We start from the raw sequence: 12,669 nt of genomic DNA on the forward strand, positions 1-12,669 counted from the left end.
GCCGGGACAGTTAGTCACTCGCGCGACGGCTGAGGTCTTTGAGACAGGCCCTAGACCTCCACAAGCAGGCCCTCCAGGCCGCGCAGGACGTAGCCGGGCTTCCACCTGGGCTCCTCGACCAGCCGCAGCGACGGGGCCTGGCGCAGCAGCGCGCCGTAGGACTCGGCCAGCTCGATGCGGGCCAGCGGCGCGCCCAGGCAGTAGTGGATGCCCAGGCCGAAGGTGATGTGCGGGTTGGGGTCGCGCGCCACGTCGAGCCGGTCGGGGTTCACGAAGATCTCCGGATCGCGGTTGGCCGAGGCGAACTGGAGCGCCACCTCCGCGCCCTTGGGGATGACCACGCCGCCGACCTCGATGTCGGCGAGCACCCAGCGCTCGAACATCGGGGCCGGGGTGTCGTAGCGCATCAGCTCCTCGGCGGCGGTGGGGATCAGCGCGTGGTCGGCGCGCAGGCGGGCCAGCTCGCCGGGGTTGCGGAACAACGACCACCAGCCGTTGCCGGTCGCGTTGACGGTGGCCTCGTGCCCGGCGTTCAGCAGCAGCACGCAGGTGCCGATCAGCTCGTCCTCGGTGAGCCGGTCCCCTTCGTCCATGACGTGGGCCAGCGCGCTGATCAGGTCGTCGCGCGGTTCGGCCCGGCGGGCGCGCGCCAGCCCGCGCAGGTAGTCGGAGAACTCGGTGGCCGCGCGGACGGCGGTGCGCTGCGCCTCCTGCGACGGGTTCAGCTCGTACATGCCGCAGATGTCGGCCGACCAGGGCCGCAGCAGGGGCCGGTCGGCGGCGGGCACGCCCAGCATCTCGGCGATCACGTTCACCGGCAGCGGCTCGGCGACCTCGGCCAGCAGGTCGCCGCCGCCCCGGGCCACCAGCCCCGCCACCAGCTCCCCGGCCAGCGAGGCGACCAGCGGGCGCAGGCCCTCGACCCGGCGCGCGGTGAACGCCCGCGACACCAGGCGGCGCAACCGGGTGTGGACCGGCGGCTCCACGTCCAGCATCCCGGCCCGGACCAGGTCCCAGAACGGCCGCAGGAACTCCGGCTCGGCCGCCTGCCCGAACTCCTCGTGGGTGGCCAGGTGCAGGTAGGAGCGGCCGAGACGGCGGTCTCGCAGCAGGGCGTCCACGTCGGCGTACCGCGACACCACCCACTGGCCGGTGGGCTCGTCGAAGAACACCGGACGCTCGGCCCGCAGCCGCACGAACGCCGGGTAGGGGTCGGCCACGAAGGCGGGGGACCAGGGGTCGTAGGTCACTTCACTCATGACCGGACGATATGCCCTGACCGGAATGCCCTGATCAGCGTGCCCAGCGCGCCTTGTCCCCGCCCCTGGCGCGGGCGGCCTGCGCGCGGTGCGCGGTGGACTCCAGGATCGCGCGCGCCTCGCCCAGCTCCCGGTCGGCGGCGGCGACGCGCACCACGCCGGGCGGCGCGTCCACGTGCACCGTCCCCAGCCTGAGGAAACGTTGCAACGGGTTGACGGTCAGGCGCACGCTCTGCGCGCGCGCGTGCGCGATCACGTCGGTGTTGCGGCAGAGCCAGCCGTGCCGGGACACGAACACCGTCTCGTCGGTGCCCGCACCGTCGGCGCGGTCGAGGGTGAGGCCCTTGGCCGACGCGGGGTGCAGCGCGACGGCGTCCACGTGGGCGCCGGGGAAGACCTGCGCCACCAGCATCATGCACACCTGGCGGGGCGCGGCCGGGAGCAGCACCGACGACAGCGCCTGCCGGTCCCCGGCGTACCCGGCGACGGTGACGTCCAGCCGGGCCCAGCCGAGCCCGCGCCAGATCGCGGGCTCCACGATCCGCACGGCCTGGACGCGGCCCGGCGGCAACGTCTGCATCCGGGTCTCCAGCAGGCCGTACCGCAGGCGCACGCCGTCCGGCGACGTCGCCACGCTGTACCCCGCGTACATCACCAGCGGCGCGACCACGCCCCGCAGCAGCCCCAGCAGCGCCGGGACGGCGACGGCGAGCATCGCGCCCTCGGCGTAGACCAGCAGGAACAGCAGCGAGGACAGGAACAGCAGGATCGTGCCGAGGACCGGCAGCTTCAGCACCAGCGAACCGAACAACATCCCGAACGAGACCCGCCAGAACGGGCGCTCCGGCGCTTCGGGGGTGTGGCCGGGCAGCCCGGCGGCGTGCGCGAGGAGTTCGGCGCGCAGTTGCTGGGCGCTCTGCCGTCCCAGGTAGCTCAGCGCGATCTCGCTGTGCGCGTCACCGGCCAGCTCGACGCGGACCTCGGCCAGCGCCAGCATCCGGGTGATCAGGGGGCGCACCACGTCGATGGCCTGGACGCGCGACAGCGGGATGCGGCGGACGTTCCTGCGCAGCACGCCACGCTCGACCACCAGGTCGTCGCCGTCGATGCGGAACCGCAACGACAACCAGCCCCACACCCCCGCGACGACCATGACGATGGCGGCGACCCCGCTGACCGCCATGAAGATCCCGATGACCTCGGGCGTCAGCCGGAACCCCTCGCCGCGCCTGCCCAGCGCGACCAGCAGCGGGAAGCCGAGCAGCACGAAGTAGACGACCATCCCGGCCATCGCGCGCAGCGGCGCGGTCGCCCAGTGCAAACGGTGCGTGCCCTGGGAGAAGCGGATGGGCGGGCTCTGCGGATAGGCGTAGGGCGGAGGGCCATAAGGGGGCCGAGGTCCGTAGGGGCCGGAAACGGGCGGCTGGCCGTATACGGGCGGCTGCCCCCTATAAGGAGAGCCGCCGTTCGGAGGCGGTCCTTGGGGCGGCCCGTAGGGACCGTAAGGGCCGCTCATAGGCCCATGCTCCGTTCCTCGCCCTTTTGGGCCAGACGGTCGCGCAGCAGCGCGGCTTCAGTCGCCGGTAGACCGGGGACGCGCGCGTCGGTAGCGGCAGCGGCGGTGTGCAGCCGTACGGTCGCGATCCCCATCCAGCGCTCCAGCAGACCCGCGCTCACGTCCACGAACTGCATCCGGCCGTAGGGGACGACGATGAGCCGCTTGACGAACACGCCGTAGGTGACGATGAAGTCGTCCGCACGTTCGGCGTAGCCGTAGGAGCGGTACGCGAGCTGCGCCACGACCCATCCCAGAACGGCCACGAGCAGCAGCGCCACCACCCACAGGATCGCGCTGAGCGTGCCGCCGCCGAACCACATCAGCAATCCGCCGCCCGCCGCGGCCACCACCGACCACACCACGGCCGTGACGCGGCGCTGCCAGACGTAGCGCGGCGAGATGGGCGCCCACGGCATCCCGCCGCCGGGGGCGAAGGCGTGGTCGGCGGGATAGCGGGCGTCCTGCGGGTAGGGCGCGGCGGCCTGCGGCGGCCCGCCCTGCGGCATTCCCGCGTGCGGCATCCCGGCGTCGCGGCCCGGCGCGTTGGGCGTCCCGTACCCCGGCACCCCCTGTCCGGGCCCGTGCCCGGACGCGGGGGGACCCGGCGGCGGCAGGTGACCGCCACCCGGCGACGACGGGCCCGGGACGCCGGCCGGCGGCTGGCCGGGCGGCGTCGACGGCTGGGGATGGGGCGGTTCGCCATGGGATGCGTTCATTGCCACCTAGTCAACCGGAAAAAGCGCGTCCTGCGCCATGCGGACCGCTACGGGCACCGGCCCGGACCGGCGCGCCCGCGCCATGGGAGCATGGGGGCGTGACCACCGAACGGATCGTCGGGATCGGGGCGGGGGCCAAGGAGCTGGCCACCGAGGACATGATCCTCAACATCGGCCCGCAACATCCGTCCACGCACGGCGTGCTGCGGCTGCGCCTCGCCCTGGACGGCGAGCGCATCACCTCCGCCGAGCCGATCGTCGGCTACATGCACCGCGGCGCGGAGAAGTTGTTCGAGGTGCGCGACTTCCGGCAGATCATCATGCTGGCCAACCGGCACGACTGGCTCTCGGCGTTCTCCAGCGAGCTCGGCGTCGTGCTGGCCGTCGAGCGCATGCTCGGCATGGAGGTGCCCGCCCGCGCGGTGTGGACGCGCACGCTGCTGGCCGAGCTGAACCGCGTGCTGAACCACCTGATGTTCCTGGGCTCCTACCCCCTCGAAGTCGGCGCGATCACGCCGATCTTCTACGCGTTCCGCGAGCGCGAGACCCTCCAGCGCGTCATGGAGGAGATCTCCGGCGGGCGCATGCACTACATGTTCAACCGCGTCGGCGGCCTCAAGGAGGAACTGCCCGCCGGGTGGACCGGCCGCGTCCGCGCCGCCGTCGCCGACGTGCGCGCCCGCGTGCCCGACCTCGCCGACCTCATCATGGGCAACGAGATCTTCCGCGCCCGCACCCGCGGCGTGGGCGTGCTGACCCGCGAGCAGATCACCCAGTACGGCGTGTCCGGCCCCATCGCCCGCGCCTCCGGCGTCGACTTCGACCTGCGCCGCGACGAGCCCTACCTCGCCTACGGCGAGCTGGACGTGCGCGTGGTCACCCGCGCCGAGGGCGACTGCCTGGCCCGCTTCGAGTGCCTGCTCGACCAGCTGCACGCCTCGCTGGACCTCGCCGACGCGTGCCTGGACCGCATGGCCGAGCTGCCGCCCGGCCCGATCAACCAGCGGCTGCCCAAGGTCCTGAAGGTGCCCGAGGGCCACACCTACGCCTGGACCGAGAACCCGCTCGGCATCAACGGCTACTACCTGGTGTCGCGCGGCGAGAAGACGCCGTGGCGGCTCAAGCTGCGCTCGGCGTCGTTCAACAACATCCAGGTCCTGGCCGAGATGTTGCCGGGCACGCTGGTCGCCGACATGGTGGCGATCCTGGGGTCGATGTTCTTCGTGGTCGGCGACATCGACAAATGATCTGCCATCATCGTCATGTGGCGGTCACCATCCGTGGTGGCCGAGGATCGTAACGTCGTCGGCGACATCGACAAGTAGCCGCCGGGCGGCCGGGGATCAGGCGCGCGACGCGCCCCGGTCGCGCGCCTCGTCCTCGGGGTTCCGGGGCACGCGGCAGGCGTACTCCAGGAAGAACGCGGCGCCGACCAGCACCACGGCCGCCACGAATGTCCCGCCGCTGACGAAGAAGTCCGCGCGCGGCGTCGGCTTGTCCAGGGCGTCGGCGAGGCTCGCGGCGAAGCCCGCGAACACGCCCGCCAGGACGGCGGCGGCGTGCGCGCTGGCCTTGCCGAAGGCGGCCATCCGGGCGACCACCAGCGGCTCCACCGGCTTGGTGTTCGGGCGGCGGCGGATCCGGCGCAGGATGTTCACGCCGGTGAACGCCTCGCCCAGCGCGAGGAGCAGCAGGGTCGGGACGGCCGTCCACGGCAAGGGCGGCAGCGACACGTAGGCGGTCCGCAGCACCGCCCACGTGATCAGCGCGATGACGACCACGAGGGCGAGCAGGGTGACCGGGCGGCTCGGTTTCATGCAGGCGGTTGCAGGGTCAGGTCGTCACGGCGGCGCACGGCGGAAGGGCCCCCTTCGGCGAGTTTGGCGGCGGCCAGGTCGCCGACCCGGCCGTGGCCGGCCAGCAGGACGTCCGGCTCGATGTCGGCCCACGGCACGAGCACGAACGCCCGCTCGTGCGCGCGGGGGTGCGGGAGGGTGAGGTCGGGGTCGTCGGACGAGACGTTGCCGAAGACGACGATGTCGATGTCGAGGGTGCGCGGGCCCCAGCGGACCTCGCGCACGCGGCGCAGGGAGTTCTCGATGTTGAGCACGCGCTCCAGCAGGTTCTCCGGGGGGAGCCGGGTGTCGGCGACCAGAACGATGTTCAGGTAGTCGCCCTGCTCGGGGAGGGACTCGCCGGGGGGCGCGTAGGGGGCGGTCTCGTAGACCGGGGAGAACGCCACGAACTGCAAGCCGGGCGCGTCGAACAGCGCGTCCACGGCCTCCTGGATGTTGTCCAGGCGGTCGCCGAGGTTGCTGCCGAGGGAGAACACGACGCGGTGCTGGACCAGCATGTGGCCACCGGTCGCGGTGCGGTCGGGCATGCGGTCGGACGCTGTCATGGGCGACTCCTCCTGATCTTCACGGCGACGTCCGTGAAGGGGTGCGGCACCGGGGCGGCCGGCTTGTGCACGGTGACCTCCACCGCCGCCACGGTCGGGTCTTCCAGACAGATCTTCGCGAGCCGGTCGGCCAGCGTTTCGATGAGGTTGACCGGTTCCCCCTCGATGACGGCGACCAGGCGGCTCGCGAGTGATCCGTAGTCGACGGTACGCGACAGATCATCTTCCGCGGCGGCGGGAGCGGTGTCGAGTCCGAGCGCGACGTCCACCACGAACTCCTGGCCCAGTTCGCGCTCGGCGGGCAGGCAGCCGTGCCGGCCGCGGGCCCGCAGCCCGCGCAGTTCGATCAGGTCGAGAGTCATTCTTCCTCTACGGGGTTGAGGATGGGCGAGCCGTGGTGGAGCAGCAGGCGCCACTCGCCGCCGTCCCGGACGAAGATCTTGGTCGCGACGATGCTGCCCGCGGCCAGGAAGCCGGTCTCGGTGTCCTCGTCGGCGGTGAGGACGTTCTCCTTGCACGTGACCACGGCGTGGTCGCCGTAAACGTCGGTTTCCACGTCGGTCAGGACGAACTGGATGTACGTCGTGTTCGCCATGATCAGGGCCCAGGAGCGCAACACCTCCTCGCGGCCGCGCAACATGTCCCAGCCCGGGTGCACGCAGCTCACCGCGGCGGCGTGCGGACCGCCGGCCCACACCGCCGACATCCGGTCCAGGTCCCCGGCCTCGAACGCGGCGTAGAACTCGGCGTGGGTCTCGTCCAGGTCCTTGCTCATGCACGCCCTTCCGGGGGGTCGGCTGCGGGGGTCGTCGGTCCGGCGGCCGGTCCGGCGGCGGCGGTCACCGCCGCCGCGACCCGGACGGCGTCGGCGTTGGGCCGCACCCGGTGCACCCGCGCGCACCACGCGCCCGCCGCGGCCGCCAGCGCGGTGATCGCCACGGTCGCGTCGTCGCTGCCGGCGAACGGCCGCGGCGTCCCGTCCGGGGCGGCCAGCAGCCGGCCCAGGAACCGCTTGCGGGACGCGCCCACCAGCACCGGGTACCCGGTCGCCGCGAACGCCGCCAGGTGCGCCAGCAGCGCCCAGTTGTGCCCGGCCTCGGGGCTCTTGGCGAAGCCCAGCCCGGGGTCCAGCACGATCATCGACGGGTCCACGCCCTCGGCCAGCACGGCGTCCACCCGGCGCAGCAGCTCCTCGCGGACCTCGGCGACGACGTCGGCGTAGACCGCGCGGCTGTGCATGTCGTGGCTGTGCCCGCGCCAGTGCATCACCACGTAGGGCACCCCGGCCGCCGCGACGACGCGGGGCATCCCGGGGTCGGCGAGCCCGCCGCTGACGTCGTTGACCAGCCGGGCCCCCGCCGCGACGGCGGCCTCGGCGACCTCGGCGCGCATGGTGTCGACGCTGACCGGCACCCCGCCGGCGGCCAGCGCCTCGATGACGGGCACGACCCGGCGCAGCTCCTCCTCGCGCGAGACGCGCTGCGCGCCGGGCCGGGTGGACTCCCCGCCCACGTCGACGATGTCGGCGCCCTCGGCGACCAGGTCGAAGCCGTGCCGGACGGCCTTCTCCGGGTCGAACCAGGCGCCCCCGTCGGAGAAGGAGTCGGGGGTCACGTTGACCACGCCCATGACGAGGCACCGCCCCGGCTGGGGCAGCCCCGGAACGACGGCACTGGTCATACGGACAACCCTATGCCTTGATCGCGCCGGCCCGTTCCAGCGGCCCCGTCGGCCCCTCAGGGCTCCTCAAGGCTCCTCAGGCCCCCGGAAACACCGAGACCGCCCCCGCCGGCCCTCTGCGGGCCGCCGGGGGCGGTCTCGTCGCGTGCGTGCGGGCGGGGTCAGCCGCCCAGGATCAGGCTCATCGCCTCCGCGCGGGTCTCCGGGTGCTCCCGGAAGTCGCCGCGGACGGCCGAGGTGACCGTCTTGGCGCCGGGCTTGCGCACCCCCCGCATCGTCATGCACAGGTGCTCGGCCTCGATCACCACGATCACCCCGCGCGGTTCCAGGATGCGCATCATGGCGTCGGCGACCTGGCTGGTCAGCCGCTCCTGCACCTGCGGACGCCGGGCGTACACGTCCACCAGCCGCGCCAGCTTGGACAGCCCGGTCACCTGGCCGGTCTTGTTCGGCGTGTAGCCGACGTGCGCCACGCCGTGGAAGGGGACCAGGTGGTGTTCGCAGACCGAGTAGACCTCGATGTCCTTGACCAGCACCATTTCGTCATGGTCGGCCTCGAACATCTTGTTGAGGACGTCCTCGGGCCGCTGGCGGAGGCCGGCGAACTGCTCGGCGTAGGCCCGCGCGACCCGGGCGGGGGTGTCGAGCAGCCCGTCGCGGTCGGGGTCCTCCCCGATCGCGAGCAGGATCTCGCGCACCGCCCGCTCGATCCGCGCGTGATCGAAGCGACCGCCGTACACCGACGGCTCCGCGGGGTCACCGGTCATCGGAGTGTCGGGGTACGGCGGGTCGTCGTCGTGGGGAAGAGCCAAGTCGATCAGCTCTTGCCCAGGTCCGGGTCGGTGGCCGGGTCGGCGGTCGCGCCGCTCTGGCCGTTGCCCTGCGGCAGGGCGTCCTTGGTCAGGTCGGCGACGTCCTGCGGCCCCATCAGCGCCAGCTCCTTGGGCGTCAGCACCGGCGGGCGGTCCGACGGGAGGCGCTTGCCGTACCCGGTGTAGGACTTCTGGAGCGGCCGCTTGGTGATCGGCGCGAAGATCTCCAGCACCTGGTCCTTGGACAGGGTCTCCTTCTCCATCAGGTTGACCACCAGGTCGTCCAGGACGTCCCGGTACTCGACCAGGATCTCCCAGGCGGCGTCGTGGGCGGCCTCGATGTAGCGGCGGACCTCGTCGTCGATCGCCGAGGCGATGTCCTCGGAGTAGTCGCGCTCGTGGCCCACGTCGCGGCCGAGGAAGACCTCGCCCGCGCCGGTCCCGAACTTGCGGGCGCCGAGGCGCTCGCTCATGCCGTACTCGGTGACCATGTTGCGCGCGATCGAGGTGGCCTTCTCGATGTCGTTGGCCGCGCCGGTGGTCGGCTCGTGGAACACCAGCTCCTCGGCGGTGCGCCCGCCCAGCAGCATGGCGAGCTGGTCGGTCATCTCCGAGCGGGTGGTGAGGAACTTGTCCTCCATCGGCAGGGTCATGGTGTAACCCAGGGCCCGGCCGCGCGGCAGGATCGTCACCTTGTGCACGGGGTCGGCGTTCGGCAGCGCGTGCGCCACCAGAGCGTGCCCGCCCTCGTGGTAGGCGATGATCTTCTTTTCCTTCTCCGACATCACCCGGGTCTTGCGCTCGGGGCCGGCCATCACGCGGTCGATGGACTCCTCAAGGGTGTCCATGTCGATCAGCTTGCGGTCGAACCGCGCGGTGAGCAGCGCCGCCTCGTTGATCACGTTGGCCAGGTCGGCGCCGGTGAAGCCGGGCGTGCGGCGGGCGATGACGTCGAGGTCGACGTCGGGCGCGAACGGCTTGCCGCGGCCGTGCACCCGGAGGATGCCCTTGCGGCCCTCCAGGTCCGGGCGGTCGACGGTGACCTGCCGGTCGAAGCGGCCCGGACGCAGCAGCGCCGGGTCCAGGATGTCGGGCCGGTTGGTGGCGGCGATCAGGATGACGCCGCCCTTGACGTCGAAGCCGTCCATCTCGACCAGCAGCTGGTTGAGCGTCTGCTCGCGCTCGTCGTGGCCGCCGCCGAGCCCCGCGCCGCGGTGCCGGCCGACGGCGTCGATCTCGTCGATGAAGATGATCGACGGGGCGTTGGCCTTGGCCTGCTCGAACAGGTCGCGGACGCGCGAGGCGCCCACGCCGACGAACATCTCGACGAAGTCGGAGCCGGAGATCGAGTAGAACGGCACCCCGGCCTCGCCGGCGACCGCGCGGGCCAGCAGCGTCTTGCCGGTGCCGGGCGGGCCGTACAGCAGCACGCCCTTGGGGATCTTGGCGCCGATCGACTGGAACTTGGCGGGGTTCTGCAGGAAGTCCTTGATCTCCTCAAGTTCCTCCAGCGCCTCGTCGGCGCCCGCCACGTCGGCGAAGGTGGTCTTGGGAGTGTCCTTGGTGATCAGCTTGGCCTTGGACTTCCCGAAGTTCATCACCCGCGAGCCGCCGCCCTGCATCTGGTTCATGATGAACAGGAAGATCAGCACGATGACCACGATGGGCAGCAGGCTGAACAGCAGGTTCATGAAGAGGCTCTGCTTGGGAACCTCGACGTTGTAGCCGCCGGGCAGCTTGCCGGCGGCGGCCTGCTGCTGGAGCTGGTTCTGAAGTTGGAGTCCCTGGCCGTCGACCCAGGAGGCCTGCTGCTGCTTGCCGTCGTTGAGGGTGACCTCGATCCGCTGATCCTTGTCGATGATCTTGGCGGACTTCACCTGGCCCGCGGCGATCTCCTGGACCACCTTGGAGGTGTCGGTCTTCTCAAAGGAACGACCGGGGTTGACGCCCCACATGACGAGGGCGACCAAGAGGCCGAACAGCAGGATCCACAGCAGCGGCCCGCGAAAATAGCGCTTCACGTCCATGTATGCGGTTACCCCTTCGGGGCCCGTCCCTCCCGACCTTGCGATCCTCGCCCGTCCCGGCGGGACGGGCGCCACTGTGAACCAGCACCGTGCCCGGCCGGGCCGGCGCCAGGGCGCTCGCACCGGCCGAGGCGGCCGCCGTCATGACTCCCGGTTCATGGCCCGGGATATCGAAGGTACACCGCAGGACACAGGGGACGCAGCCAGCGCCGATCCCCTGATCCTCCCGATGTACCCCTCGACGACCTTTGCAACGATCCGTGACGGGTCCTTGTTCCCATGTCAAGTGGCGACGCGCGGGAAAGGGCGGTGACCGGGGCGATCGCTCCGGTCCCGGCCGGGCCGGGCGGGCCGGGCGCCCCGCCGGATCAGGAGCCCCCGCCGCCGTACACGTGCGGCGCGAGCGTGCCCACGAACGGCAGGTTGCGGTACTTCTCCGCGTAGTCCAGGCCGTACCCGATCACGAACTCGTTGGGGATGTCGAAGCCCAGGTACCGGCAGTCGATCTCGGTCTTGACGGCCTCGGGCTTGCGCAGCAGCGCGCAGATCTCCAGCGACGCCGGGCCGCGCGAGCGCAGGTTGCTGATCAGCCAGGACAGCGTGAGGCCGGAGTCGATGATGTCCTCGACGATCAGCACGTGCTTGTCGAGGATGTCGGTGTCCAGGTCCTTCAGGATGCGCACCACGCCGGAGGACTTGGTGCCCGACCCGTAGGACGACACCGCCATCCAGTCCATGGACGCCGGCGTGTGCAGCGCGCGGGCCAGGTCCGCCATGATCATGACGGCGCCCTTGAGCACGCCCACCAGCAGCAGGTCCTTGCCCGCGTAGTCGGCGTCGATCTGCGCGGCCAGCTCGCGCACCTTGGCCTGCAGCCGGTCCTCGGGGACCAGTACCTTCGCCAGGTCGGCGCCCAGGTCCTTCTCGTCCACAACCCCACCCTTTGTGACGACACGCCTACGACCCGGGGTCGGCCGGGCCGAAGAGCAGCTTTTCATACCGCCGGAAGGCGCGGAGGCCCCCCGGCAGGTCCACGTGACGTTGTCCCCGCCAGGCCGTGACCAGCCGTTCCACTGCGTCGACGTGGACGGCCGCGAGCGTACCCGGTGGGCTGCCCGCTCTGATCGCCGCGGTGCGCAGGACGCGGGTGCGGACGGCGCGGGGCAGGTCGGCCAGGGCGGCGATCCGCAGCGCCACCAGCGCCGTAGGGGCGGCGTCCGCTCCGCTCTGCGCGCCGGTCGTCCCCGTGCTCGCGGCTTCCGTGCTTGTGGCACTTTCCACAGTCGGGCCTGAAGGGCTTGACGCGGGCGGGATTACGTGGCCTTCCGCTGCGTCGGGCGGAATCTCGGCGTCGCGGTAAGCACGCGCGGCGTACATCTCCAGGGCGTCACTGTCGTCGCGCAACAGCCGGGCCGTGCGCGCCAGCGCCTCCTTCACGCCGGGGCCGAGGGTGTGTTCCAGGACCGGCAACGCCTCGTGCCTCACGCGCACGCGCGTATAGGCCGGGTCGTCGTTGTGGGGGTCGTCCCACGGATCGAGCCCCATCACCAGGCAGGCGCGTCTCGTCGTGGCCCGGTCCAGTTCCAGCAGGGGGCGCGCGTAGTGCACCTTGACGGGATCGGCGACCTCGACGGCGTCGGTGGGGTCCAGCGCCTCGTGGTCCTCCAGCGAGATGACCTCCGACCCCGGCAGGTGGCGGGTGAACGTGGCGGGCATCCCGGCCAGCGACCGCGCGCCCGATCCGCGTGCCAGGCCCAGCAGGACGGTCTCCGCCTGGTCGTCGCGCGTGTGCCCGAGCAGCACCACGGCCGCGCCCAGCCGCACGGCCGCCTCGTCCAGCGCGGCGTACCGCGCCTGACGTGCGGCGTTCTCCGGCCCGCCGCTCTCCCCGACCGTGACGGCGATCGAGCCGACCGGGTCCAGGCCGAGGCCCGCCAGCACGCGAACGACGGCGTCGGCGCGTTCGGCCGAGCCCTCCTGCAACCCGTGGTCGATCGTCACCGCACCCGCCGGACGGCCACCGGCCGGGTCACCGGACGTGCCCTCCGCCGAACGTCCCGAGCGCGGCGCCTCGAACGCCAGCGCCCCCGCCAACGCCAGGGAGTCCGCACCGCCGCTGACCGCCGCCAGCACCATCGCACCCGGCGGCGACCCGGCGAGCACGCGCCGGACCGCCAGCCGCACCGCCGCCACGGCGGGATCAGGGCCCATGCGGT

At 72.2% G+C, this 12,669-nt stretch carries 13 protein-coding genes; 1 reads left to right on the forward strand and 12 read right to left on the reverse strand.

The features are described 5' to 3' along the window. Positions 1-50: 50 nt before the first annotated feature. From AH6_RS17715 to AH6_RS17725, 3 genes are all read right to left on the reverse strand, one after another. Entirely contained in the window at positions 51-1,259 is a 1,209-nt protein-coding gene (locus AH6_RS17715) for a cytochrome P450 (RefSeq protein WP_067481147.1), read from the reverse strand. 34 nt (positions 1,260-1,293) lie between these two features. Continuing rightward, the gene (locus AH6_RS17720; RefSeq protein ID WP_245679356.1) at positions 1,294-2,580 is read right to left on the reverse strand and encodes a PH domain-containing protein; all 1,287 of its coding nucleotides are present in this window, start codon (positions 2,578-2,580) and stop codon (positions 1,294-1,296) included. Positions 2,581-2,771: 191 nt separating this feature from the next. Continuing rightward, complete coding sequence (locus AH6_RS17725) at positions 2,772-3,383, reverse strand: PH domain-containing protein (protein WP_245679357.1); 612 nt, start codon at positions 3,381-3,383, stop codon at positions 2,772-2,774. A 248-nt stretch (positions 3,384-3,631) separates the two neighbouring features. Between AH6_RS17725 and AH6_RS17730 the strand changes: the two genes are divergently transcribed. Beyond that, a complete protein-coding gene (locus AH6_RS17730; protein WP_067481150.1) occupies positions 3,632-4,780 on the forward strand; it encodes an NADH-quinone oxidoreductase subunit D in 1,149 nt (382 codons plus the stop codon). Positions 4,781-4,876: 96 nt separating this feature from the next. Here AH6_RS17730 and AH6_RS17735 read toward each other — a convergent pair whose 3' ends face one another. The 9 genes from AH6_RS17735 to tilS form a co-directional block, all read right to left on the reverse strand. Continuing rightward, positions 4,877-5,350, reverse strand: a complete 474-nt coding sequence (locus AH6_RS17735; RefSeq protein ID WP_067481153.1) for a DUF3180 domain-containing protein — start codon at positions 5,348-5,350, stop codon at positions 4,877-4,879. Further along, the gene (folK, locus tag AH6_RS17740; protein ID WP_083983048.1) at positions 5,347-5,934 is read right to left on the reverse strand and encodes a 2-amino-4-hydroxy-6-hydroxymethyldihydropteridine diphosphokinase; all 588 of its coding nucleotides are present in this window, start codon (positions 5,932-5,934) and stop codon (positions 5,347-5,349) included. Before folK ends, AH6_RS17735 begins: the two co-directional genes overlap by 4 nt. After that, positions 5,931-6,296 carry a dihydroneopterin aldolase gene (gene folB / locus AH6_RS17745; RefSeq protein ID WP_067481156.1) on the reverse strand — a complete coding sequence of 122 codons (366 nt, stop codon included), beginning with the start codon at positions 6,294-6,296 and terminating at the stop codon, positions 5,931-5,933. Before folB ends, folK begins: the two co-directional genes overlap by 4 nt. Next, positions 6,293-6,709: a nuclear transport factor 2 family protein gene (locus AH6_RS17750; RefSeq protein WP_067481159.1), complete on the reverse strand. Its 417-nt coding sequence runs from the start codon at positions 6,707-6,709 to the stop codon at positions 6,293-6,295. Before AH6_RS17750 ends, folB begins: the two co-directional genes overlap by 4 nt. Further along, the gene (gene folP / locus AH6_RS17755) at positions 6,706-7,614 is read right to left on the reverse strand and encodes a dihydropteroate synthase (RefSeq protein WP_067481162.1); all 909 of its coding nucleotides are present in this window, start codon (positions 7,612-7,614) and stop codon (positions 6,706-6,708) included. Before folP ends, AH6_RS17750 begins: the two co-directional genes overlap by 4 nt. A gap of 161 nt (positions 7,615-7,775) precedes the next feature. Next, positions 7,776-8,381, reverse strand: coding sequence for a GTP cyclohydrolase I FolE (gene folE / locus AH6_RS17760; protein WP_067481165.1), 606 nt, complete (start codon positions 8,379-8,381; stop codon positions 7,776-7,778). Between the two features lie 50 nt (positions 8,382-8,431). Then, positions 8,432-10,453 carry an ATP-dependent zinc metalloprotease FtsH gene (gene ftsH, locus AH6_RS17765; RefSeq protein WP_067481168.1) on the reverse strand — a complete coding sequence of 674 codons (2,022 nt, stop codon included), beginning with the start codon at positions 10,451-10,453 and terminating at the stop codon, positions 8,432-8,434. Between the two features lie 368 nt (positions 10,454-10,821). After that, positions 10,822-11,385, reverse strand: coding sequence for a hypoxanthine phosphoribosyltransferase (hpt, locus tag AH6_RS17770; protein WP_067481171.1), 564 nt, complete (start codon positions 11,383-11,385; stop codon positions 10,822-10,824). Positions 11,386-11,410: 25 nt separating this feature from the next. After that, positions 11,411-12,664: a tRNA lysidine(34) synthetase TilS gene (gene tilS / locus AH6_RS17775; RefSeq protein WP_067481174.1), complete on the reverse strand. Its 1,254-nt coding sequence runs from the start codon at positions 12,662-12,664 to the stop codon at positions 11,411-11,413. Between the last annotated feature and the right edge of the window lie 5 nt (positions 12,665-12,669).

Source organism: Actinomadura hibisca NBRC 15177 (genome assembly GCF_001552635.1).
Taxonomy (GTDB): domain Bacteria; phylum Actinomycetota; class Actinomycetes; order Streptosporangiales; family Streptosporangiaceae; genus Spirillospora; species Spirillospora hibisca.

What these genes read in the sequence shown, in the direction of transcription:
- AH6_RS17715 (WP_067481147.1), bottom strand. Translation starts at nt 1,259, where the DNA reads ATGAGTGAAGTGACCTACGACCCCTGGTCCCCCGCCTTCGTGGCCGAC.
- AH6_RS17735 (WP_067481153.1), bottom strand. Translation starts at nt 5,350, where the DNA reads ATGAAACCGAGCCGCCCGGTCACCCTGCTCGCCCTCGTGGTCGTCATC.
- folK (WP_083983048.1), bottom strand. Translation starts at nt 5,934, where the DNA reads ATGACAGCGTCCGACCGCATGCCCGACCGCACCGCGACCGGTGGCCAC.
- folB (WP_067481156.1), bottom strand. Translation starts at nt 6,296, where the DNA reads ATGACTCTCGACCTGATCGAACTGCGCGGGCTGCGGGCCCGCGGCCGG.
- AH6_RS17750 (WP_067481159.1), bottom strand. Translation starts at nt 6,709, where the DNA reads ATGAGCAAGGACCTGGACGAGACCCACGCCGAGTTCTACGCCGCGTTC.
- folP (WP_067481162.1), bottom strand. Translation starts at nt 7,614, where the DNA reads ATGACCAGTGCCGTCGTTCCGGGGCTGCCCCAGCCGGGGCGGTGCCTC.
- folE (WP_067481165.1), bottom strand. Translation starts at nt 8,381, where the DNA reads ATGACCGGTGACCCCGCGGAGCCGTCGGTGTACGGCGGTCGCTTCGAT.
- ftsH (WP_067481168.1), bottom strand. Translation starts at nt 10,453, where the DNA reads ATGGACGTGAAGCGCTATTTTCGCGGGCCGCTGCTGTGGATCCTGCTG.
- tilS (WP_067481174.1), bottom strand. Translation starts at nt 12,664, where the DNA reads ATGGGCCCTGATCCCGCCGTGGCGGCGGTGCGGCTGGCGGTCCGGCGC.